The organism is Curvibacter lanceolatus ATCC 14669, from assembly GCF_000381265.1.
Lineage (GTDB): Bacteria > Pseudomonadota > Gammaproteobacteria > Burkholderiales > Burkholderiaceae_C > Curvibacter > Curvibacter lanceolatus.
The window spans coordinates 12726-35161 of record NZ_KB906267.1 but is presented as its reverse complement, the minus strand read 5'-3'; the positions used below and the strand labels follow the sequence as shown (position 1 = coordinate 35161).

Below are 22436 nucleotides of genomic sequence, written 5' to 3'. Positions count from 1 at the left end.
GGGCTCAGGCCGGGCTTTGCCAGGGGTTGAACAGATCCACCCCCAGGCCTTCGAAATCCCGGGTGTTGCGGGTCACCATGCACAGGCCATGGGTGGCCGCGGTGGCTGCCAGCAGCGAGTCGATGGTCGGCAAGGGGCAACCGGCCCTTGCCAGCAAGCGGCCCCACCGTTCGCAGACGGACTGATCAACGGGCAGGATGCGCCCTTGAAAGTAGGCGGGGAGGTCGGCTTCAAGCCAGTCGCTCAAGACCTGCCGTTTCGGAATGTCCTGCAGGCTGTCAATGCCTTTGCGGATTTCCCCCAGCGTGAGCACGCTCAGGAACAGCGAGCGGGCAGGGCGCTGTGACATCCAGGCGGCAACGGCCGGCTCTGGGGTTTTCCGCCGCAATTCGGACAGCACGTTGGTGTCGAGCAGGTAACTCACCAGGGGGTCTCCGGCACCGTGTCTTGTTGCCGTGTCAGATCCAGCTCAAGGTCGGGAAACGGGGCCTGCCGCATGAACTCGACCAGGGACTGATCGCGGCCTGAGAGCGATTCGTACTGCTTTTGCGACAGCAGCACCGCCACCGGCCGCCCATGCAAGGTGATGTCTTGCGGGCCTTCGGTTTCGGCTTTCTTGACGACTTCGGAAAAGCGGGCTTTGGCTTCTTGTACTTGCCAGACAGACATGGGCGCCTCCTTGTGATCTGACCAGAAGGGTCATAGTTTATCGGCAGGTGACTGTCGAGGTGGCTAAGGTGCCCTCCGCCCGTCGGCTCTTCAGTGACTCAGGTCTTCAGTTTGTGCGCCGGCAAGTGCGCCGCCAGTCGCGCCCCCATCTCCGCGCCCAGGGCCTGCAGGCCGCTGAGCGGGCGCACCATCACCTCGAACTCGGTGATCAGCCCCTGGGCGTCGAACTGGATCAGGTCGATGCCCTTGAGCGCCTTGCCGCTCACGTTGGCGCTGAACTCCAGCACCACGCTCAGGCCATCGTCGCTGGCCAGTTCGCGGTGGTAAGTGAAGTCTTCAAACACCTGCATCACCGTGCCCAGGATCAGCTCCAGGGCGGCCGCCGGGCCGTAGGGCGTGTGCGCCATGGGCGAGCGGAACACCGCGTCGGGGTGCAGCAGGGCGCTCAGGCCGCTGAGGTTTTTGGCTTGCACCATGGTGTGCCAGCGGGCCAGAGAGGCTTGCACGGCGGGGTTCAGGTGGGTCAGGGTGTTGATCATCGGTGTCTCCTTCGTGGGGGTGTTTCTGGCATCAGATCTGGGCCGCCAGGGTGGTGCCCTGGTGGATGGCGCGCTTGGCATCCAGTTCGGCGGCCACATCGGCGCCCCCGATCAGGTGCACGCGGCAGCCGGCGGCCTGCAGGCCTTCGAGCAGCTCGCGCTGGGGCTCCTGGCCGGCGCAGACCACCACGTTGTCCACCGCCAGCAGCTGGGGCTGGCCATCTACGGTGATGTGCAGGCCGGCGTCGTCGATCTTCTGGTAGGCCACCGAATTCGTCATGGCCACGCGGCGCGCCTTCAAGGCGCTGCGGTGGATCCAGCCCGTGGTCTTGCCCAGTTGGTCGCCCACCTTGCTGTCCTTGCGCTGCAGCAGGTGCACCTGGCGGGGCGAGGGCTCGACCTGCGGTCGGGCCAGGCCGCCGGCCTGGGCATAGCTGGGGTCGATGCCCCATTCGGCATAGAACTTGGCCGGGTTCTGGCTGGCGCTGTCGCCCGAATGGGTCAGCACCTCGGACACATCAAAGCCGATGCCCCCGGCCCCGATCACGGCCACCGAGCGGCCCACCGGGCGGTGATCGCGCAGCACGTCCAGGTAACCCAGCACCTTGGGGTGGGTGATGCCCTCGATCGCCGGGGTGCGCGGCACCACGCCGGTGGCCAGCACGATCTGATCGAAGCCGCCCGCCTGCAAGCCGGCCACGTCGACGCGGGTGTTCAGGCGCAGGTCCACTTTCTTCAGCTCGAGCTGGCGCTTGAAGTAGCGCAGGGTCTCGTGGAACTCTTCCTTGCCCGGCACCTGCTTGGCGATGTTGAACTGGCCGCCGATCTCGGCTGCCGCATCGAACAAGGTGACCTGGTGCCCGCGTTCGGTGGCCGTGACGGCAAAGCTCAGCCCGGCCGGGCCGGCGCCCACGACAGCAATCTTCTGCGGCTGGGCACTGGGGGTGATGAGCAGCTCGGTCTCGTGGCAGGCCCGGGGGTTGACCAGGCAGGAGGTGATCTTGCCGCCAAAAGTGTGGTCCAGGCAGGCCTGGTTGCAGCCGATGCAGGTGTTGATTTCGTCGGCGCGGTTGTCGGCCGCCTTTTGCACAAAGAAGGGGTCGGCCAGCAGGGGGCGGGCCATCGAGACCATGTCGCAGCAGCCCTCGGCCAGCAGTTGCTCGCCCACCTCGGGCGTGTTGATGCGGTTGGTGGCCACCAGCGGAATGCCCACATGGCCCTTGAGCTTGCCGGTCACCCAGGCGTAGGCCGCGCGCGGCACCTTGGTGGCGATGGTGGGGATGCGGGCCTCATGCCAGCCGATGCCGGTGTTGAGGATCGTGGCGCCGGCAGCCTCGATGGCCTGGGCCAGGGTGATCACCTCGGCCAGCGTGGAGCCGCCTTCCACCAGGTCGAGTGCCGACAGGCGGTAGATGATGATGAAGTTCGGGCCCACGCGCTCACGCACCCTCCGCACGATCTCGACGGCGAAGCGGATGCGGTTTTCGTAGGCGCCCCCCCATTCGTCCGTGCGGTGGTTGGTGCGGGCGGCGATGAATTCGTTGATCAGGTAGCCCTCCGAGCCCATGATCTCGACCCCGTCGTAACCGGCCAGCTGGGCCAGCGCGGCACAGTTCACAAAGTCGGCAATGGTCTGTTCGACTTCTTCACCCGTCAGGGCCTGCGGCACAAAAGGGTTGATGGGGGCCTGCAGTGCGCTGGGGGCCACCAGGTTCTTTTGGTACGAGTAGCGGCCAAAGTGCAGGATCTGCATCGCGATCTTGCCGCCGGCGGCGTGCACCGCCTCGGTCACCGTGCGGTGCTGCAGGGCTTCGGCTTCGGTGCTGAGCTTGGCCCCGCCCTTCATGGGGCGGCCGGCCTCGTTCGGGGCAATCCCCCCCGTCACCATCAGGGCCACGCCGCCGCGCGCGCGCTCGGCATAGAAGGCGGCCATGCGCTCAAAGCCGTTCGGCACTTCTTCGAGGCCCACGTGCATCGAGCCCATCAGCACGCGGTTCTTGAGGGTGGTGAAGCCCAGGTCCAGGGGCTGCAGCAGGTGGGGATAGGGGGGGCTCATCGGGTGTCTCCGTTTTAATTGCAACTGGTTGCATAAAATTCTAGAGGCAAAACCGAGTTTTATGCAACCGGTTGCACAAATGCTTGCAAACCCAAGGCCCTGGCCGGCTTGAGGCAGAATCTTCCCCATGTCGCTGCCCCACGCCTTGCTCACCGCCCTGATCGAGCGCCCCAGTTCGGGCTTTGACCTGGCCGCGCGTTTTGACAAATCCATGGCCTATTTCTGGCAGGCCTCCCACCAGCAGATCTACCGCGAACTGGCGCGGCTCGAAGAGGCGGGCTGGGTACAGTCGAGTGCCGATGAAAGCGCCCGGGGCGGGCGCAAGGTCTATGAGGTGCTGGCGGCCGGGCGCGAGGAATTGCGCCGCTGGGTGGCCGAGCCGGCCGACCCGCGGCCGCTGCGTGAGGAACTGATGGTGCGCCTGCGGGCCGATGCGGCGGTTGGCCCCTGTGGCCTGCAGCACGAAATCACCCGCCGGCTGGCCCTGCACCAGGCTCAGTTGGCGGTGTACCAGGCCATCGAGCAGCGTGACTTTGCGCCCGGCAACGACCAGCGGGCCCAGCGCCTGCAACACTTGGTGCTGCAGGCGGGCATCCTGATGGAATCGATGTGGTGCGAGTTCTCAGAGCGCGCCCTGGCCATCCTCAACGAGCCAGAGCCTGAGGCCGGCGCGGGCTCCCCTGCCGCAGATCAGACGCCAGGCCCGGCTTCCTCGTGAACAAAGGGGATGGCGTGCTCCACCGTGTCCCAGATGAAGCGGCCTGAGGGCGACTTCTGCTCCTCCACGATGTGGGCCACCAGACCGGCGGCGCGTGAGATCACGGCAAAGCCACGCATCACGGCGGTGGGCACACCCAGCTCGCCCAGCAGGGCGGCCACGGCGCCGGTGGCGTTGATCGTGACCGGGCGGCCCCAGACCTCGTCCACCGCTTGGGACAAGTTCATCAGCGCGTCCAGGTGGGCGCCTTTGAGCTCGGGCTCGGCCCGGCCCAGCTCGATCAGCTTGTAGGCGCGCGGGTCCACCGGCTTGTGCAGGTGGTGGCCAAAGCCAGGCACGGCCTGTTTGCGCGCGCGGTGCTCGCGGGCGATGGCCAGCGCTTCGGCCTGGGCGTCGGGGGCGGCCAGGATGCGGTCCAGCAGGCGCGAGCCGTTTTCCATGGTGCCCACAAAAGAGCTGCCCACGGCCAGCAGCCCGGCGGCCACGGCGCCTTGCAGGTTCTCAGGCGCGCTCATGTAGATCAGGCGGGTGGCGATGGCGCTGGGGGTCAGGCCGTGCTCCATCAGCACCACCAGCACCACGTCGGTGATGCGCACATCCACGGGGCGCAGCGGCCGCCCCAGGATCTGCATCAGCATCACCTCGGTGAAGCCTTTGCGGCCCATCAGGTCTTGCACCAGATCGGCTTCGCGGTAGTGCAGGCTGGTCAGGGTGTGGCGGCACAGGTGGGTGGTCGGGGTGTTCTGTGCAGTGGGGTTCGTCATGGGGTCTCCTTGGGCAAATGTTTCAGGGGGTGGGGCTCAGCGCTTGCTGGCGCACCTCGGTCTTGAGCACCTTGCCCACGGGCGAGCGCGGCAGGCTGGCATGGAAGTGGATGCGTTTGGGCGTCTGCACCGGGCCCAGGCGCTCGCGCACAAAGGCGATCAGCTCGGCCTCGGCGGGCGGGGGGCCGGCTTCGGGGCGCAGTTGCACCGCGGCCTGCACCGATTCGCCCCATTTGTCGTCCGGCACGCCAAACACCACGCACTCGTGCACGGCCGGGTGCTGGCCCAGGGCGTTTTCGACGTCCACCGGGTAGACATTGAAGCCGCCGGTGATCACCACGTCGCGCAGCCGGTCTTTCAGGAACAGGTAGCCCTGCTCATCGATCAGGCCCCGGTCGCCGGTGTGCAGCCAGCCGTCCACCAGGGTTTCAGCCGTCTTGTCGGGCAGGCGCCAGTAGCCGCTCATCAGCAGGTCGCCGCGCGCCACCACCTCGCCGATCTCGCCAGGCGGCAGGATCTCGCCGCTGGGCGACATGATGGCCACGTCGCTGAACCAGGCCGTGCGCCCGACGGCCGCCCAGTGGCGCTCGTCTTCAAAGTCGTCGGGGCGCATCACCGTCAGGATCTGGGGTGCCTCGGTCTGCCCATAGGTGGTGCCCAGCACCGGGCCGAAGAACTGGCGCACCGCGCGGATCTTCTCGGGCGGCATGGGGGCGCCGCCATAGATCAGCTGGCGCAGCTGCGGGTAGTCGGCCCGGCTGCTGCCGGGCAGGGCCATCAGCATGTAGACCAGGGTGGGCGGCATGAAGCACACCGTGCCGCCGCGCTCGCGAAAGGCCTGGCGCACCGCCTCGGCCCCGCCCTGGGCCAGCAGCACGTGGCAGCCGCCCTGGGCCAGCACCGGCAGCAGGTAGGTGGAGGTGCCGTGGGTGATCGGGGCGGCCACCACATAGCGGGTGTGCTCGTCAAAGCCCCAGGCCTGGATCTGGTTGACGATGTTGGCCATCCAGGCGCGGTAGGGCTGCATCACGCCCTTGGGCAGGCCCGTGGTGCCCCCGGTGAACTTGATGGCCTGGGTGGCCTGCTCGGGCTGGGTGAAGCGCGGCTCGGCAGCCTGGGCATGGCGCTGGATCAAGGTGGCCAGCTCAGGCCCGTCCAAGGCGATGCGCTGGCCCGGCGCGTCCCCCAGCAGCGCGGTGCCGGCTTCGTCCAGCACCAGCACGCTGGGCTCGGTGGCGTCCACGATGCGGCGGATCTCGGGGGCGGTGCTCTTGGGGTTCAGGGGCACCCAGGTCTTGCCGCTGGCCAGCACCGCCAGCAAGGCCACGATGTGCGCGGCGCTGTTGTGCGCGCAGATCGCCACCCGGCTTTGCTCCTGCGGGTCGGCGGCCTGCAGGGCCGCGGCCAGGGCGCGCACACGGCGGGCCAGCTCGGCATAGGCGATGCGCTCATCCGGGGTGTCGATGGCGATGCGCTCGGGCCAGCGCCGGGCAGCGCGCCAGAAAAAATCGATGGGGTACATATTGGGTTCTCGTGAACAGGGATCGATGAACGGGGCTCAGTCGGCCTTGGCCCCGGAGGCCTTGACCACGTCGCGCCAGCGCTTGATTTCGCTGGCGATGGTGTTGCGCATCTGCTCCGGCGTGCCCGGCAGGGGCGTGGCCGCCATCTCCTGCAGGCGCTGGCGCAGCTCGGGCTGGGCCAGCGATTTGTTCAGGGCCTGGTTCAGGCGCTCCAGCACGGTGGCCGGGGTGCCGGCGGGCGCGGCCAGGCCGAACCACGACTGCACCTCGAAGCCGGGGTAACCCGATTCGGCCAGCGTGGGCACGTCGGGCAGCAGGGGGGAGCGCTGGGCGCTGGTGACGGCAATGGCCCTCAGCCGGCCGGCGCGCACATGGGGCAGGGCCGAGGGCATGTTGTCGAACATCGACTGCACCTGCCCCCCGATCAGGTCACTGATGGCGGGGGCGCTGCCCCGGTAGGGCACATGCAGCAGGTTCAGCCGGCTTTGCATCTTGAAGATTTCGCCCGACAGGTGGATCGACGAGCCGCTGCCCGAGGAGGCAAAGGTGATGCCGTCCTTGTTCGCCTTGGCAAAGCGCTGGTAGTCCTCCACCGACTTGATCGGCAGGCTGGGGTTGACCACCAGCACGTTGGGAATGCTGGCGATCAGGCCGATGGGCTCAAAGTCTTTCTGTGGCTCGTAGCCCAGGCGCGGGTACAGCGAGGCGTTGATGGTGTTGGCGATGGTGAAGACGTACAGGGTGTAGCCATCGGGCGGGGCGTGGCTGACCACCTCGGCCCCCACATTGCTGTTGGCGCCGGTGCGGTTGTCGATGGTCACCGGCTGGCCCAGCTGCTCGCTCAGGCGCATGCCCACCTGGCGTGCGATCAGGTCGGTGGCCCCACCGGCCGAATAGCCCACCACCAGGCGGATGGGTTTGACGGGCCAGGCCGAGGCGGGACTGGGGGAGCCCGGTTGGGCAAGGGCCAGACTGGCCAGGCTGGCCTGAACAATGAGGCCGATCGCCAGACGTCGGGAGGGCTGGGGTTTCATGGTTTGTCTCCAAGGGGTCAAAGGGGCCGCTGGCGTGTCTGGGGCACACTGCGCGGCTGGGTTCAACACCGGATTGTTCTGAATGTCCACCAAACGCACGCATGAAAAAGTACACCCAGCGGACGAAATGACCGGCCCAGCCCCTGCTGAAGGGCCGGGTGGCACCCTGTCCGAAGAGGTGGGCAACCGCACGCTGCGGCGAGGCCTGCAGGTGCTGGACCAGGTGCTGGCGGCCAGCCGTGAAGGCGTGCGGGAAGGTGTTCGGGTGGTGGACCTGTGCCGTGCCACCGGCCTGGAGCGGGCCACGCTCTACCGTTTGCTGGGGCCCTTGATCGATGCAGGTTATGTGGCCCGGCAGGGCCGCTACCGCTACCAGCCCGGGTTGCGCCTGGCGCCGTTGCAGCCGCAGCCCGGCAGCGCCAACTGGGCCGTGCGCCTGGAGCCGGTGCTGGCCCAGGTCAGTGCCAGTGGCGGCGATGCCACCTTTGCCATCGTGCGTGAGGGGGCCCAGTCACGCTGCATTGCCCGCCATGTGGGCACCCACCCGGTGCAGATCCTGGTGATCCAGGTGGGCACCGCCCAGCCGCTGGGCGTGGGGGCGGCCGGTCTGGCGCTGCTGGCGGCCTTGCCCGAGGCCGAGGTGGAGGCCTGCATCGCGGCCAATGCCGACCAGTTGCCGGCCTATGGCGGCATGAGCCCCGAGCGTCTGCGCCTGCTGGTGGCCGCCAGCCGCGAGCGTGGCTGGTCGGTGGTGGGCAACCACGCCACGCGCGGTGTGCTGGCCGTGGGCTGTGCGGTGCGCAATGCCCTGGGCGAGCCCGTGGCCGGCATCAGCGTGGCCACCACCCTGGCCCGCCTGCCCAAGGCCCGCCAGCAACTGATGGCCCGTGTGATGCAGGAGGCCCTGCAGCAGCACCTGCCGGCGGGCCTGTAGCGCCGCCTGGGCGATGGGGTCAATCCAGGCTGATGTTGGCCTTCTTGATCAGGGCCTGGTATTGCTGTGACTTGGCCTCGGCGTTCTTCAGGATCTCTTCCACCGACCAGTTGAGTGGCTCAAAGGCAAAGGTGTTGAAGCGCTCGCGCACCTCGGGCTCGGCCAGCACCTTGAGCACATCGGCATGGATCTTGGCGCGCACGGCGGCCGGCACCCCCTTGGGGCTGAGCAGGCTGACAAAGGAGTTCACGTCCAGGCCCGCCGGGCCGCCGGCTTCGGCCACCGTGGGCACCTCGGGCAGTTGGGGGATGCGCTTGGGCGCGGCCACCGCCAGGTAGCGCAGCTTGCCGGCCTTGTACACGCCCTGGCTCGACGGGATGCTGGCCAAGCTCCAGGCCACATCGCCGTTGGCCACCGAGGTGTAGAGCTGGCTGACCTCCTTGTAGGGGGCATGCACCATCTGGACATCGGTCAGCGACTCCAGCCACTCGGCCCCCAGGTGGCCCGGGCTGCCCACCCCCCATGACCCGTAACTGACCGCCCCGGGCTTGGCCTTGGCGGCGGCCAGCAGGTCGCTCATGTTCTTCCAGGGCGACTGGGCGGACACGGCCACCATGAACGGCGTGCGAAACAGCGGCGCCACCGGGTCGAAGGCCTTGAGGGTGTCGAAGTTGCGCGACTTGTAGAGGTAGGGCAGGGCGGCCAGGTGTTCGCTGTCGAGCTGCACCAGGCTGTAGCCATCGGGCGCGGCACGGCGCGCCGCCTCGATGGCGATGAAGCCGCCGCCACCGGGCCGGTTGTCCACCGTGACGCTTTGCTTCCATTGGATGGAAAGCCGGTTGGCCACCAGGCGCAGCACCGCGTCGGGGCCGCTGCCCACGGCGAAGGCGGTGAACACGGTGACGGGCTTGCTCGGGAAGTCCGTGCCGCTTTGGGCGGCTGCCGGTGCGTTCAGGCACAGGCCGGTCAAGGCCAGCGTCGCGCCCAGGGCGCTGCGGCGTGAAAGGGCGAGTGAGGTGGAGCGGGTCATGTTTGTCTCTTTTCTTGTGTCTGGGATGTGGGGACGGGCTGGCCGGCTTCAGCCGGAATCAGCCGGCATCAGGCTGGCGGCCCGGCACCGCCTCGGCAAAGGCTGCCAGCGGTGCGCAGGCGGCGTCGATGGCGCTGATCAGGGGCCAGCGCGTCAGGTCCACCTGAAAGCGGCGCGCGCTTTCGATCTGCGGAATCAGGTAGACATCGGCCAGTGTGGGCGCGTCGCCATGGCAGAAACGGCCGCGCCGCGTGTCGGCCGCCAGCAGGGCTTCCAGCGCGTCAAAGCCATCGGCGATCCAGGTGCCGCACCAGGTGTTGATGGCGGCCTCGTCGGCCCCGAAGCGGTGGCGCAGGGCTTCGAGGATGCGGCGGTTGTTCACCGGGTGGATGTCGCAGCCCACGATGGCTGCCAGGGCCCTCACACGGGCCCGGCCGGCAGCGTCGGCCGGCAGCAGTGGCGGCTTGGGGTGGGTTTCTTCCAGCCACTCGATGATGGCGGGCGACTGGATCAGCACCTGCTCGTCGTCCAGCACCAGGGCTGGCACCAGGCCCTGCGGGTTCAGGGCCTTGAAAGCCGGGGCCAGGTGCGCCTCACGGCGCAGGTCCACAGCCACGTAGTCGGGCTTCAGGCCCTTCAGGTTCAGTGCAATGCGCAGGCGATGCGAGGTGCCGCTGCGAAAGAAGTTGTAGAGCTTCATGTGCGCTCGCTCAGGCGGCGGGGCCGACGGTCAGGGCGACGCGGCCCACGCCGGCCACATGGCCCTCGATGCGGTCGCCCGGCAGCACGGCGCCCACGCCCTCGGGGGTGCCGGTGTAGATCAGATCGCCCGGCTGCAGGTGGTAGAACTGCGACAGGTCGGCGATGATTTCGCGCAGGTTCCAGATCAGCTTGTCCACGTCGGATTGCTGCTTGCTCTCGCCGTTCACGCTCAGGGCGATTTCACCGCGCTCGATCACCTGGCCCGGCCGGGGCACGATCTCGCCACACACCGAGGAGTCTTCGACGTCCTTGCCCAGGTCCCAGGGGCGGCCCTTGTCACGCGCCACCAGTTGCAGATCGCGGCGCGTCATGTCCAGGCCCGGGGCGTAGCCATAGATCAGCTCATGGGCGTCTTCCGCCTTCACCCGAAAGCCCGGCTTGCCGATGGCCAGCACCAGTTCCATCTCGAAATGGTAGTTGGCCGTGCCGGGTGGGTAGGCCACGGTGGCGCCGCTTTGCACCAGGGTCTGCGGAGCCTTGGTGAAGTAGAAAGGGCGCTCCACGCGCTTGTCGACCGGCTTGCCCATTTCCACCGCATGGGCGTGGTAGTTGCGGCCCACGAAGAACAGGCGGTTGATCGGCAGGCGCTGGGTGCTGCCCTGCACGGGCAGGGACATCACGGGAGGTGGGTTCCAGAGGTAGGAGGGATTGGAGCTCATGGCGGATCGTTGGGTGGGTGTGTTGCGTGAAGTAGATGAAGGGCGTGTTCAACGCACCTCGTAGACGCCCAGCTTCTGGTGCAGGGGCGACTCGTCGGCCATGAAGACAAAGGCCGGGGCATCGGCCCGGGGGTTGATCAGGGTGATGGGGGTGTAGCCCGGCGCGCAGCAGGTGTCGGCCTCGGCCAGCTGGAAGTGCTGGGGGGCGTGCGGGTCTTCCACCTGCACCTCCAGCGCGCCTTCAATCACATGGAACACGCTGGCCGGTGAACGTGCCGGCAAAGCCAGGGTCTGGCCTGGGCGCAGCATCAGGGCGTAAAAGCCCAGGATGTTCTCGGCATGGCCCCCGGTGGCGGGGTTGGTGTAGGTGAGCTGCACGGCCTCGAGTGCCGGCTGGTCGTCGGCCAGGGCCAGCAGCGCGGCACGCGCTTCGACCCAGGGGTAGCGCAGCATGGGGTAGGCCTTGCTGCTGCGTTCAAACACGGGGGTGGGCAGCAGGCCGCCGCGGGCATGGGTGCGCTCGCCGTGGCCCGGCTTCACCGCCTGGCGTGGGCCATCCACGTGGTAGGAGGCCTCCATGTAGTAGACCAGCGGAAGGTCCAGCACATCGAGCCACACCACCGGTTGGTCGCCGTCGTGGCCATGCTCGTGCCACAGGCCGGTGGGCGTCAGGATCAGATCGCCCCGGCTCATGGGGCATTTTTCGCCATCGACCGTGGTGTAGGCGCCTTCGCCCTCAACGATCATGCGCACCGCGTTCGGCGTGTGGCGGTGCGAGGGGGCCCATTCGCCGGGCAGCAGCAGCTGCATGCCCAGGTACATGGCGGCACTGGCCTGCATTTTTTCCAGACCATGCCCCGGGTTGGCCAGCACCAGCACGCGGCGCTCGGCCTTTTCGATCGGCGTCAGTTCGCCCGCCTGCAGCAGCAGCGGCCGCAGGGCCTGGTAAGACCAGGCCGTGGCGCGGGTCTGGGGCCTGGGCTTGCCCGGTGGCAGCACGGCCCGCAGGCTGGGCCACAGGGGTACCAGGTTTTGCGCTTTCAGCGCGTCGCGGTAGTCCTGGGGCAGGTCTTCCAGGCGTCCAAGTTCATTCATGGCGGGTTCCGGGCAGGGCAGGTGGGCGGCCTGTTTTCAAGAGGCCGCAACTATTTCAAATGCATACTGATAAACAGTGTGCTGACGAAAAGTGTAGGGTTAGAATTTGACGCAGATCATTCGTGCAAACCCTAGGTACCTCTCCCGATGCCCGCTGCCCAGCCCAGCCCCCGTCCCGACCTGGAAGACCTGCCCGGCTTCCACATCCGCCGCCTGCAGCAGATCGCCGTGGCGGTGTTTCTTGAAGAGACGCAAGAGCACGGCCTGACCCCGGTGCAGTACGCGGCCATGGCCGCCGTGCAGCGCCAACCCGAGCTGGATCAGCGCACGCTGGCCCGCACCATCGGCTTTGACACCTCCACCATCGGCAGCGTGATCGACCGGCTGGAAGCCCGTGGCCTGATGCTGCGCAACGCCTCACCCACCGACCGCCGCGTGCGCCTGCTGACGCTCACCCCGGAGGGCAGTACCCTGCTGGCCGAGGTGCAGCCCGGCATGCTGCGCGCCCAGGCCCGCATGCTCGAGCCCCTGCCGCCTGAGCAACGGGGGCAGTTCATGGAGATGCTGAAGGTGCTGGTGGACGGCAACAACGAATACAGCCGCGCGCCCAGCGTGCCGCTGGAGGCCGCGGTGGGGGCTAAACGGGTGGCGTGAATCTGGTTTCGGATCAACAATCAGTGAAGGCTTAGTGTCATCTGGTGCAATGGCGATGCCCGTGCTGTCGAGATCGTGGACGATCACTGAAAGGATTGCCAGCCATGGCCCGTGAGATTCCCTGGCCCCATCCGGGTGAGATTCTTTTGCATGACTATCTGGAGCCGAAGGGCATCAACCCATATGCCCTGGCCAAGGCGATTGGCGTGCCCCCTCGCCGCATCAATGAGATCGTCAGGGGCTTGCGTGGCATCACGGTCGACATGGCCTTGAGGTTGGCGGTGTTCTTTGGCACCGATGCCCAAAGCTGGATCCATCTGCAGACGGATCACGACCTGACGCTTGCCCGGCAAGACATGGCCGATGTGCTGGCCAGCATCCAGCGGCATTCAGTGGCCGCTGAAACGCACTCGGCGTGAGCTCGCGACAGCGAGACTCACCGCCCCCTCATACCGGCTCCCCCAAATTCAGCATCAGCCGGTTGGCCCAGGCAAAGATGGCCACCGCGTGCAGCATGTCCAGCACCTCCAGATCGCTCAGGCCCTGGTCGCGCAGCGACTGGATGGCGGCCGGGCCGAAATCGGCGGGGGCGCGGGTCAGGGCGATCGAGGCGCGCACGATGGCGCGCTCGCGCGGTGTGGTGCCGGCGGTGTCGGGGTCTTCGAACACCTGGGCGATCACGTCGTTGCGCTTGGTCAGCTGCTCAAAGCGCTGGGCATGCACCGAGGCGCAGTAGACGCAACCGTTCACGCGTGACACCACGGCGCTGGCCAGCTCGCGTTCGGCCCGCGACAAGCCACCCGGGGCGTACATGATGGCGTTGAACACCGTGGAGCGTTCCTGCAGGATGCGCGGCTGCTGGCTCAGCAGCAGGTAGTAGTCGGAGCTGCGTGCCTTGGGGTGGCTGCTGTCGAGCACGGCCAGCTGCTCGGGTGTGGCCTGGGCCAGGTCCAGCACCGGCAGCCAGGCCTTCCAGCCCAGGGTGGCGCTGGTGAAGCCCTTGATGTTCAGCGGTTCGCCCGGGGCCGGCAGGTTGGCCGGGTGCACAAAGGGGGCCTCGTCGGCCGCCGGGGGCTGGGCCTCGGTGGCGCCCAGGGCCTTCATGGCCTGCAGGCCGGCCAGCACGCGCACCTGGTAGCTCACATAGGCGATCAGTTGGGCCAGCGCAATGGCTTCCGGCGTCGAAAACCCCGCCGCCGGCAGGCTCAGCAGGGCCCCGCGGTCACCGGCCACCGGGTTCACGGTCAGGGTGTGGGCAAAGGCACGTGCGGCGGCCAGGCGGCCCGAGTCCTGCACCGGGCCGTGCTGACGCAAGGCCTGGGCGTAGTGGGCCGTCAGGCCCTCATGGCCCACCGTCTGGGCCATGGACAAGGCCACGTGCAGGCGCTCGCCCAGGCTCAGGCCGGGCAGGGCAGGGTCGAACAAGGCCTCGTGGCTGCCCTGGGTGGCGGCCACCACCTTGTCGCGCTGGTGGCGGGTGGTGTGCAGGGCCTCTTGGGGGGCCAGGGGGACCAGGGTGTCGATCAGATCAGTGCTCATAGGGGGCTTTCTCAGGGGTGGGCGTGGTCGGCCTGGGCCGCCACGGCTTGTTGTAAAAAGGCCAGCACGCCGGCCCAGGAGGCCTGGTCGGCCTGCGCATTGGCGGCCGGGCTGCCGCCGGTGGTGCTGAGCCGGCCCGACACCGGGTGGGCATAGACCAACTGGGTGGTGGGCACGGTCGGAAACAGCACACTGTGGCCCGCACCGGGCCAGTCCAGTTGTTGCACCGGCCAGGGGTGCCCGGCCTGGGCCAGGTGATCCACCACCATGCGCCCATACAGGCTGGAGGGCCAGGAGCCATCGTCGCCCGCGGTCAGCAGCAACACCGGGCCCTGGATGCGTTCCACCCGGATGCGTGCGCGTTCCACGGCCTCGGCGTCGCGCAGCGAGGTCAGCAAGGCGTTCGTGTGGCGACGCGGCTCGGGGCCCTCGTCCCAGGGGGCCCAAGTGGCATGGCGGTTGCTCTCCCACACATGGGGTATCGGGCGGCCCTGGTACAGCCAGGCCCAGCCTTCGCGCCCCAGGGCGGGGTCGCAGGCGTTCTGGGCGCAGTTCACCACGGCCGAGGGCACATAGCCGACCACGGCCGACACCAGATCCGGGAACATCGAACCCAACAGCAACACCAGCTCACCGCCGCGCGACTGGCCGCTCAAGGCCACAAAGCCGTGGGCCGGCTGCAGCGTGCGATGCATCCAGTGCAGGGCGGTCTCGAAGTACTCCAGCGGGGTGTTCGAGATGTAGTCCGACAGGCCCGGCGCCTTGAAGTAGCCCAGCGCCAGGGCGGTGTAGCCGCGCGAGGCGTACAGCGCCCCCCGGGCTTCGTTGATGCCGCCGCCCGAGCCGTTGAGCACCAGCACCGCCGGGTGCGGCCCCGGGCCGGCGGGCGTCCACAGGCTGCCCACCAGGCCTTGCTCGCGGATCTCGCGGCGTTGCACGCCGGGGGCCGCCAACTGCTGCACCAGAGAGGCCTCAAGGGCCGGCTGGCCTTCGCGCAGCAGGGTGATGCGGGTGTGCAGCGCGGCCCCGGGCTCGGTGCCAAACACCTCGCGCGAGGCGCCGGGCTGCTCGGGCGCCTGGGCCCAGATCAGGCCCATGGGGTCCACGCCTTCATAGGCCGAACCGGGCAGCGGGGCATCGCGGCCCAGGTCGACCTGGCCGGCGGCATCGGCCTGGTAGCGTGCCGTGGCCACCCAGGCCACACCCGGTCCGCGCACGGTGCGGCTTTGCAGCGTGATGGCTTCGCCGGGCCGCAGGCCCTGCACCTGGATCTGGCGCGGCACGTCGATCAGCGCCTCGGCCGGGCTGATGTGGAGGCAGGCGGGGGCGCTCATGGCTTACTTGCCCACGCGGCTGACCTGCATGGCGGTGGTGCGGTCGCTCAGCAGCGGCACCACCTTCAGGCCCTTCTTGGCGGCCCAGATGTTCTGGTAGTGGAACAGCGGGATGGCGCCCACATCGTCGGTCACCAGCTTGGCCGAATGGCGCAGGATGGCTTCGCGGCGCCGGGCGTCGAATTCGACCGTGGCGGCATCGAGCGACTTGTCGACCGATTCATTGCTGTAACGGCCCCAGTTCGAGGCGCCACGGCCGCGCTTGGCGTCCGCACTGGCAAAGGCGTTCAGCAGGCCGTAGCTGGCTTCGCCAGTGCCGTTGCCCCAGGCCAGCACGCTCACCGCGTACTCGTTCTTGTTGGCCTTGCCGGCGTACACCGACCAGGGCACCACCTCGACCTTGGTCTTGACGCCGATGCGGCTCCAGAACTGGGCCACCGCCTGGGCGGTCTCGGGGCCTTGCGGGTAGCGGTCGCCAGGCACATGGATGCTGATCTGGAAGCCCTGCGGAAAGCCGGCCGCGGCCAGCAGCTTCTTGGCCTGCTCGGGGTCATTGGCGATCTCGGGGATGTCGGGGTTGAAGCCGAAGCTGCCCTTGGGCATCCACTGGTTGGCCACTGTCACCGTGCCTTGCAGGATGCGGTCGGCAATCGCCTTGCGGTTGATGGCCAGCGACAGGGCCTGGCGCACCCGCACATCGAGCAGCGGGTTCTGTGCCAGCGGCTTGCCGGCGTTGTCGGTGATGAACTCATTGGGGCCGGCGCGGAAGCTGGGCTGCACCAGCAGCACCCGCAGGCCCGGGTAGGTGTAGACGCTGAAGCCCGGGTTCTTGCGCAGCTTCTCGACATCGGTGACGGCCACCTTGTCGATCACGTCCACATCGCCGGCCAGCAGGGCGGCCGTGCGTGCCGCCCCGTTGTTGATGAAGCGGTAGTTCACCTTCTCCCACTCAGGCTTGGGGCCCCAGTAGCTGGGGCTGCGCTCGAACACCGTGCGGTCGCCCGGCACGTGCGAGACCCATTTGTACGGCCCCGTGCCCACCATGGCGCGGCCGGCGTTGTAGTCCTCGGTCTTGGATTTCTCGCCCACGTGCTTGCTCACGATGTAGACCGAGGCGATCTCCAGCGGCAGCATGGGGTTGGGGGTGGTGGTCTTGATGACCACGGTGTGGGCATCGCGGGCCGTGGCCGATTCGACCGAGCGCAGCGCCCCGGTGTACGAGGCCACGCTGCCCGGCACGTTGCGGGCGCGCTGGAACGAGAACACGATGTCGTCGGCCGTGAAGGGCGTGCCGTCCTGCCACTTGATGTCGGTGCGCAGCTTGAACTCCCAGGTGCGCTCGTCCAGGCTCTTCCAGCTGCTGGCCAGGGCGGGCTCCAGCTTGCCGCCATCACGCGAGTTGATGATCGAATCCCAGAAGTGCAGCGCCAGCGAGCGGTCGCCCGCGTGGTTGTTGAGCTGCGGGTCCAGCGACGACAGCGGGTCGGCATAGCCGATCGACAGGGTTTGCGCGCCGGCCAGGGGGCCGGCCAGGCTGGCGGCCAGGGCCAAGGCGGTGAGGGTGGTTTTCATGGGCGTCTTTCCGGGTGGGGTGGGTGGTTCAGACCGTGTCGTGCAGGTGGCAGGCCACCTCATGGCGCACCGCAATGCCCCGCAGCGTGGGCGCTTCGGTGCGGCAGCGCTCGGTGGCCTGGGGGCAGCGCGGGTGGAAATGGCAGCCCGGCGGCGGTGCCAGCGGGCTGGGGATTTCGCCAGCCAGGGCGGTGAAGCGGGTGCGCCGCTGGGCGACGTCAGGGATTTCGGCCAGCAGGGCCTGGGTGTAGGGGTGGGCCGGCCGGGCAAACAGCTCTTCGGCCGAGGCGGTCTCGACCACCCGGCCCAGGTACATCACCACCACCCGGTCGCACAGGTGGTGAATCACGCCCAGATCGTGGCTGATGAACAGGTAGGCCAGGCCCAGCTGGTCGCGCAGGTCCATGAACAGGTTCAGGATCTGGGCCTGGATCGACACATCCAGCGCGGCCACCGCCTCATCGCACACCAGCATGGCCGGCTGCACCGCCAGGGCGCGGGCGATGCCGATGCGCTGGCGCTGCCCGCCGCTGAACTGGTGCGGGTAGCGGTGGCGCAGGCTGGGGTCAAGACCTGCGCGCTGCAACTGGGCGCACACATAGTCGTCCAGCCCGGCGGCATCGGTCAGGCCGTGGTGGCGCGGCGCCTCGCCCACGATGCGCGACACGCGCAGGCGCGGGTTCAGGCTGGCGTTGGGGTCCTGGAACACCATCTGCACGCGCAGCCGGGCGGCCAGGCGCTCGGCTGGGTTCAGGGCCTCCAGCGATTGCCCAAGCACCTGCACCTCGCCGGCCGTGGGCCGCAGCAGGCCGGCCGCGATGCGGCCCAGGGTGGATTTACCGCAGCCCGATTCACCCACCACGCCCACCACCTCGCCGGCCTGCACGCTCAGGCTCACGCCATCGACGGCGCGGGTGATGCGGGGCGGCGCGGGCGGCAGCAGGCGGTCCAGGCCACGCCCCAGCCAGCCGCGCGGGGCGCGCTGGCCGAAGTGCTGACGGATGTCGCGCAGGGCGACCAGGGGCGGCGGAGTCTCAAGAGGCATGTTGAATGACGGTGTGCTCATGCAGCGACCTCGGGAGAGAGGCTGGCCGCAGGGGCGGCGCCTGGGTGGTGGCAACGCACGGCGTGGTCCGCCGCCTCGGGGCGCGGCTGGCTGATGTCAGGCCGGGCTTGCTGGCAGGTGGCGCTGGCTCGGGGGCAGCGTGGGGCAAAGGCGCAGCCGGCGGGCATGTCGAGCAGGCTGGGGGCCATGCCGCTGATCTGGCGCAGCCGTGTGCCGCGCTGGTTGGCGCTGGGCAGGCTGCCGATCAGGCCCTGGGTGTAGGGGTGCTGGGGGTGGTCCAGCACCTGGTCGACCGTGCCGTGCTCCACGATGCGCCCGGCGTACATCACCGCGATCTGGTCGGCCAGGCCGGCCACCACCGACAGGTCGTGGCTGATCCAGATCAGCGCCGTGCCGCGCTCGCGCACCAGGGCCTGCACCTCGGACAGGATTTGCGCCTGCAGGGTCACATCCAGGGCGGTGGTGGGTTCGTCGGCAATGATCAGGTCGGGCCCGTGCAGCAGCGCGATGGCAATCGCCACGCGTTGGCGCATGCCGCCCGAGAGCTGGTGCGGGTAGGCGTCCAGGCGTTCGTCGGGGCTGGGAATGCCCATGCTGGCCAGGGTGTCGCGGGCCAGTTGCCGCGCCTGGGCCCGGCTCACGCGGCGGTGCGCCTGCACTGCCTCGATCATCTGGGTGGCGATGTCCAGCACCGGGTTCAGCGTGGCCATGGGGTCTTGAAAGATCATGGCCATGCGGTCGCCCTGCAGGCTGCGCCGCTCGCGCGGGCTCAGCGCGCGCAATTCGCGGCCCTGGAACAGCAACTGCCCGCTTTCCACCCGGCCGGGCGGGTCGATCAGGCCCATGATGGAAAAGCCGGTGACCGACTTGCCCGAGCCCGATTCGCCCACCAGGCCCAGCACCTGGCCGCGCCGCAGCGTGAAGGACACCCCGTCCACCACCGGCAGCACCCCTTCGCGGGTGTGGAAACAGGTGTGCAGGTCGCGCACCTCCAGCGTGATGTCGCCGGCGTCTGTCGAATGATTGGAAGCCATGGCGTTCACTTCATGAGGCGGGGGTTGAGCACATCGCGCAACTGATCCCCCACCAGGTTGATGGCCACGATGGTGGCCAGCAGGGCCAGGCCCGGAAACACGCTGATCCAGTATTCATTGGACAGCAGGTACTGGTAGCCGTTGGAGATCAGCAGCCCCAGCGAGGGCTCGGTGATCGGCACCCCCAGGCCCAGAAAGGACAAGGTGGCCTCCAGCGTGATGGCGCGAGCCACCTGCAGCGCACCGATCACCAGCAGGGGTGGCAGGCAGTTGGGCAGGATGTGGCCCAGCAGGATGCGCCAGTCGGGCAGGCCCAGGCCGCGCGCCGCCTCCACGTAGTCGCGCCGCGCCTCCACCAGTGCCTGGCCGCGCGCGGTGCGGGCGTAATAGGCCCATTCGAGCAGCACCAAGGTCAGCACCACATTGCCCACGCCCTTGCCGGTCCAGGCCAGGATCATCAAGGCCATCAGCAGGGTGGGGAAAGACAGCAGCAGGTCGACCAGGCGCATGATGAGCGCGTCGATGCGCCCACCCGCGTAAGCGGCCAGCAGGCCCATCAGCGTGCCCACCACCGCCGCCACGGCCGCCGAGCCCACGCCCACCAGCAGGCTGATGCGCAGGCCGTAGACGATGGCCGAGTACAGGTCGCGCCCCTGGCCGTCGGTGCCCAGCCAGTAGGTGTACTGGCCGCTGCCCTGCGGGCTGCCCGGGGGCAGGCGGGCGTCCAGCACGTCGAGCTGCATCAGGTCGTAGGGGTTCTGCGGCGTGATCCAGGGGGCCACCAGGGCCACCAGCAGCACGGCGGCGAGCAACAGCAGGCCGGCCAGGGCGATGCGCGAGCGGGCAAAGTCGGCGGCCATGCGGCACCAGATCGAGTGCTCGCGCCGTGGGCTGGCCGATGTTGAGGTGACTTGGCGTGTGATGAGGCTCATGCCGCGCCCTCCAGCCGCACGCGCGGGTCCAGCAGCTTGTAGAGCACGTCCACCAGCAGGTTCAGGGTGACGAAGATCAGCACCACCACCATCAGGTAGGCCACCACCACGGGGCGGTCCAGCGAGTTGATGCTGTCCAGGATCAGCTTGCCGGCGCCGGGCCAGGCAAAAATGCTTTCGGTGACCACCGCGTACGCGATGGTCGAGCCCAACTCCAGGCCCAGCACCGTCACCAGCGGGATCAGGGTATTGCGCAGCACGTGCCACACCAGCACCCGGGCGGGCGACAGGCCCTTGGCGCGGGCAAATTTCACAAAATCCTGCGGCAGCACCTCGCGCACGCCGGCCCGGGTCAGGCGCAGCACCAGCGAGATCTTGAACAGCGCCAGGTTGACAGCCGGCAGCACCAGGTGCTGCAGCCCGTCCAGCGTGAGCCAGGACCAGGCCACCCCCAGCCACTCCCGGGTGGCCCCGCGGCCGCTGGCCGGCAGCCAGCCCAGTTGCACGCTGAACACCATGATCAGCATCAGCGCCACCCAGAAGGCGGGCAGCGAAAAGCCCACGATCGAGCCCGCCATCAAGGCCTTGGAGAGCGGGTGCTCGGGCCACATGCCGGCCACCAGCCCCAGGGGCACACCGATCAGCACCGCCAGCAGCAAGGCCGACACTGCCAGCTCCAGGGTGGCGGGCAGGCGCTGCAGGATCAGGTGGAAGGCGTCTTCCTGGTACACAAAGCTGCGCCCCAGGCTGCCATGCAGGGCGCCGTCGACAAAGGCCAGGTACTGCCGCCACAGCGGCTGGTCCAGGCCCAGGCGGGCGATGGCCTGCAGGCGTTCCTGCTGGTTCAGGTCGTCACCGATCAGGATGTCGACCGGGTTGCCCACGGCGTGCAGGCCCACGAACACGATCACCGTCATGGCCAGCACCACCAAGGCGGCCTGGCCGACGCGGCGCAGCAGCCAGCCGCTCATGCCGGGATCGCCGAGGCTGAAGGCGCGCTGGGGGCGGCCGCGCTGTCCACCTCTTCATACGGGGGCAGGGCAGGGGCCGGGGTCCATTCCTGGCCGTCCAGCTCGGGGTCGGCAAAGGCCTCCATGGTGGCAAAGTGTTGCGCGGCGTCTTCGCTCAGCAACTGCGCGGCCAGGCCGCGCGCCAGGCGCTGGGCGCCTTCGCTGATCTGTGGGATGTCGCCCGCGCCCGCGCCTTGCGACAGCGCAGCCGCATAGCAGAAGCAGTGCACCCGCTCCAGGCCCGGCAGGCTGCCCGGCGTGCGTTGCTGGAACTCGAACAGCGGGCCCAGGTCGGGCGATTGGTCAAGTTCGCTGTCTTCCTGCCCAGCCGGGGCGGTGAAACGGTCTTGCCAGGTGCGCACATGGGGCGCCAGGCGGGCGTACTCGGGGCGCAGGCTCCAGTCGGTGCGGAAACCGGTGCTGAAGATCAGCACATCGGCCGCCAGCGGGCCCTTGGCCGTGTCCACCCGCAGCGAACCGTCGCTGCGCTGGCTCACGCCCTGGATGGGCGTGCCCAGGTGGAAGTGGGCGTTGGCGTGGCGCGACACCCGCAGCGTGCTGCCGTGCGGCGGCGGCACCTGCTGCACATTGATGTAGTGGCGAAAGCGCCACTTCCACTCGTCCGGCAGGCTTGGGTAGCCATGCACCATGCCCGGGTGGCCGGCGCCCTTGCCCTTGTTGATGCGGGGCAGATCAGCGCGGCGGATCAGCAGGTCGACCCGCTGTGCGCCCGATTCCAGCGCCGTGGCGGCCACGTCCATGGCCGACGAGCCGCCGCCCACCACGGCCACGCGCAGGCCGCGCATGCGCTCGCCGTCCCAGACGTCGGAGGAGTGCACCCAGCGGTCGCGCGGCACCTGGTGCGCCCAGGCCGGCACCCAGGCGCCGCCCAGGCCGTCACGCCCGGTGGCCAGCACCAGGTGGCGGGCCCGCACGGTCAGGGCGCGGGCGGGTGTCTGGCGTTGGTCTTGCAGTTCGATCTGCACCGTGCCGTCGGCCTGCGGCAGCACATCGCTCACCCGGTGCTGGTTGAGCACCTCCAGATCCAGCACCTGGCGGTACCAGCGCAGGTAGTCGGCCCATTGCAGGCGCGGGATCTTGTCGAGTGCGTTCCAGGCGTCCAGGCCGAACTGGGCCTCGAACCAGGCGCGGAAGGTCAGGGCGGGCAGGCCCAGCGCCGGGCCGGTCAGCTCCTTGGGCGAGCGCAGGGTTTCCATGCGCGCCGTCGTGGCCCAGGGGCCTTCGAAGCCGGCCGGCGACTGGTCATAGATGCGGTTGCGGATGCCCAGGTGGCGCAGCGAGGCCGACAGGGCCAAGCCGGCCATGCCGCCGCCGATGATGGCCACGTCCAGCACCTCGGGGTCAGCCTGCTGGGGCACCCAGGGCTTGGCGGGCAGGCACAGCCACTGCAGATCCTGCTTCAGGCGCGCCTCCAGGGCGGGCAGGCCGGTGGGTGAAGCTGCGCCGGAACCGGCGAGAGAGGGGGTTGAGGTGCTCATATTTGAAACCTTC

The 22436-nt window shown here is 68.8% G+C and carries 23 protein-coding genes; 4 read left to right on the top strand and 19 right to left on the bottom strand.

What is annotated here, in order from left to right:
• Positions 1-4: 4 nt before the first annotated feature.
• From F624_RS0122260 to F624_RS0122245, 4 genes are all read right to left on the bottom strand, one after another.
• Positions 5-424 carry a type II toxin-antitoxin system VapC family toxin gene (locus F624_RS0122260; RefSeq protein ID WP_019576577.1) on the bottom strand — a complete coding sequence of 140 codons (420 nt, stop codon included), beginning with the start codon at positions 422-424 and terminating at the stop codon, positions 5-7.
• Positions 421-669 (bottom strand): type II toxin-antitoxin system Phd/YefM family antitoxin, encoded by a 249-nt coding sequence (locus F624_RS0122255; protein WP_019576576.1) that lies wholly within the window; start codon positions 667-669, stop codon positions 421-423. The genes F624_RS0122260 and F624_RS0122255 overlap by 4 nt, the downstream gene beginning before the upstream one ends.
• A gap of 98 nt (positions 670-767) precedes the next feature.
• On the bottom strand, positions 768-1208 hold the full coding sequence (locus F624_RS0122250; protein WP_019576575.1) for a nuclear transport factor 2 family protein: 441 nt from the start codon (positions 1206-1208) through the stop codon (positions 768-770).
• A 31-nt stretch (positions 1209-1239) separates the two neighbouring features.
• Positions 1240-3264 carry an NADPH-dependent 2,4-dienoyl-CoA reductase gene (locus F624_RS0122245; protein ID WP_019576574.1) on the bottom strand — a complete coding sequence of 675 codons (2025 nt, stop codon included), beginning with the start codon at positions 3262-3264 and terminating at the stop codon, positions 1240-1242.
• A gap of 127 nt (positions 3265-3391) precedes the next feature.
• On the opposite strand from F624_RS0122245, the gene F624_RS0122240 reads away from it, so the two are divergent.
• Positions 3392-3982, top strand: a complete 591-nt coding sequence (locus tag F624_RS0122240; protein ID WP_019576573.1) for a PadR family transcriptional regulator — start codon at positions 3392-3394, stop codon at positions 3980-3982.
• Here F624_RS0122240 and F624_RS0122235 read toward each other — a convergent pair.
• The 3 genes from F624_RS0122235 to F624_RS0122225 are packed head-to-tail and all read right to left on the bottom strand — an operon-like array spanning position 3955 to position 7303.
• Entirely contained in the window at positions 3955-4746 is a 792-nt protein-coding gene (locus F624_RS0122235; protein ID WP_019576572.1) for a citryl-CoA lyase, read from the bottom strand. The two genes, F624_RS0122240 and F624_RS0122235, sit on opposite strands and share 28 nt — an antisense overlap.
• Positions 4747-4768: 22 nt before the next feature.
• A complete protein-coding gene (locus tag F624_RS0122230; RefSeq protein WP_019576571.1) occupies positions 4769-6268 on the bottom strand; it encodes a class I adenylate-forming enzyme family protein in 1500 nt (499 codons plus the stop codon).
• Between the two features lie 36 nt (positions 6269-6304).
• A complete protein-coding gene (locus F624_RS0122225) occupies positions 6305-7303 on the bottom strand; it encodes a Bug family tripartite tricarboxylate transporter substrate binding protein (RefSeq protein ID WP_019576570.1) in 999 nt (332 codons plus the stop codon).
• A gap of 82 nt (positions 7304-7385) precedes the next feature.
• On the opposite strand from F624_RS0122225, the gene F624_RS0122220 reads away from it, so the two are divergent.
• A complete protein-coding gene (locus tag F624_RS0122220) occupies positions 7386-8237 on the top strand; it encodes an IclR family transcriptional regulator (RefSeq protein ID WP_031255864.1) in 852 nt (283 codons plus the stop codon).
• Between the two features lie 19 nt (positions 8238-8256).
• Here F624_RS0122220 and F624_RS0122215 read toward each other — a convergent pair whose 3' ends face one another.
• The 4 genes from F624_RS0122215 to F624_RS0122200 are packed head-to-tail and all read right to left on the bottom strand — an operon-like array spanning position 8257 to position 11783.
• Entirely contained in the window at positions 8257-9267 is a 1011-nt protein-coding gene (locus tag F624_RS0122215) for a Bug family tripartite tricarboxylate transporter substrate binding protein (protein ID WP_019576568.1), read from the bottom strand.
• A gap of 58 nt (positions 9268-9325) precedes the next feature.
• Positions 9326-9967 carry a maleylacetoacetate isomerase gene (maiA, locus tag F624_RS0122210; RefSeq protein WP_019576567.1) on the bottom strand — a complete coding sequence of 214 codons (642 nt, stop codon included), beginning with the start codon at positions 9965-9967 and terminating at the stop codon, positions 9326-9328.
• A gap of 10 nt (positions 9968-9977) precedes the next feature.
• Positions 9978-10688: a fumarylacetoacetate hydrolase family protein gene (locus F624_RS0122205; RefSeq protein WP_031255861.1), complete on the bottom strand. Its 711-nt coding sequence runs from the start codon at positions 10686-10688 to the stop codon at positions 9978-9980.
• Between the two features lie 48 nt (positions 10689-10736).
• Entirely contained in the window at positions 10737-11783 is a 1047-nt protein-coding gene (locus tag F624_RS0122200) for a cupin domain-containing protein (protein ID WP_019576565.1), read from the bottom strand.
• Positions 11784-11930: 147 nt separating this feature from the next.
• Between F624_RS0122200 and F624_RS0122195 the strand changes: the two genes are divergently transcribed.
• Both F624_RS0122195 and F624_RS0122190 read left to right on the top strand, forming a co-directional pair.
• Positions 11931-12437 (top strand): MarR family winged helix-turn-helix transcriptional regulator, encoded by a 507-nt coding sequence (locus F624_RS0122195; protein WP_019576564.1) that lies wholly within the window; start codon positions 11931-11933, stop codon positions 12435-12437.
• Positions 12438-12541: 104 nt separating this feature from the next.
• On the top strand, positions 12542-12856 hold the full coding sequence (locus tag F624_RS0122190) for a HigA family addiction module antitoxin (RefSeq protein ID WP_019576563.1): 315 nt from the start codon (positions 12542-12544) through the stop codon (positions 12854-12856).
• Positions 12857-12884: 28 nt separating this feature from the next.
• Here F624_RS0122190 and F624_RS34225 read toward each other — a convergent pair whose 3' ends face one another.
• Genes F624_RS34225 through F624_RS0122150 form a run of 8 tightly spaced genes read right to left on the bottom strand, consistent with a single transcriptional unit; the run spans position 12885 to position 22423 of the window.
• Entirely contained in the window at positions 12885-13976 is a 1092-nt protein-coding gene (locus F624_RS34225; RefSeq protein WP_019576562.1) for a CMD domain-containing protein, read from the bottom strand.
• A gap of 11 nt (positions 13977-13987) precedes the next feature.
• On the bottom strand, positions 13988-15310 hold the full coding sequence (locus F624_RS0122180; RefSeq protein WP_019576561.1) for an acyl-CoA thioesterase/bile acid-CoA:amino acid N-acyltransferase family protein: 1323 nt from the start codon (positions 15308-15310) through the stop codon (positions 13988-13990).
• Between the two features lie 3 nt (positions 15311-15313).
• Entirely contained in the window at positions 15314-16882 is a 1569-nt protein-coding gene (locus F624_RS0122175) for an ABC transporter substrate-binding protein (protein ID WP_019576560.1), read from the bottom strand.
• Between the two features lie 28 nt (positions 16883-16910).
• Positions 16911-17948, bottom strand: coding sequence for an ABC transporter ATP-binding protein (locus F624_RS0122170; RefSeq protein ID WP_245573704.1), 1038 nt, complete (start codon positions 17946-17948; stop codon positions 16911-16913).
• Entirely contained in the window at positions 17945-18982 is a 1038-nt protein-coding gene (locus tag F624_RS0122165; protein WP_031255858.1) for an ABC transporter ATP-binding protein, read from the bottom strand. Before F624_RS0122165 ends, F624_RS0122170 begins: the two co-directional genes overlap by 4 nt.
• A gap of 5 nt (positions 18983-18987) precedes the next feature.
• Positions 18988-19914, bottom strand: coding sequence for an ABC transporter permease (locus F624_RS0122160; protein WP_031255856.1), 927 nt, complete (start codon positions 19912-19914; stop codon positions 18988-18990).
• Positions 19911-20885 carry an ABC transporter permease gene (locus tag F624_RS0122155; RefSeq protein ID WP_019576556.1) on the bottom strand — a complete coding sequence of 325 codons (975 nt, stop codon included), beginning with the start codon at positions 20883-20885 and terminating at the stop codon, positions 19911-19913. Before F624_RS0122155 ends, F624_RS0122160 begins: the two co-directional genes overlap by 4 nt.
• Complete coding sequence (locus F624_RS0122150; protein WP_019576555.1) at positions 20882-22423, bottom strand: SidA/IucD/PvdA family monooxygenase; 1542 nt, start codon at positions 22421-22423, stop codon at positions 20882-20884. The genes F624_RS0122155 and F624_RS0122150 overlap by 4 nt, the downstream gene beginning before the upstream one ends.
• Positions 22424-22436 lie beyond the last annotated feature (13 nt).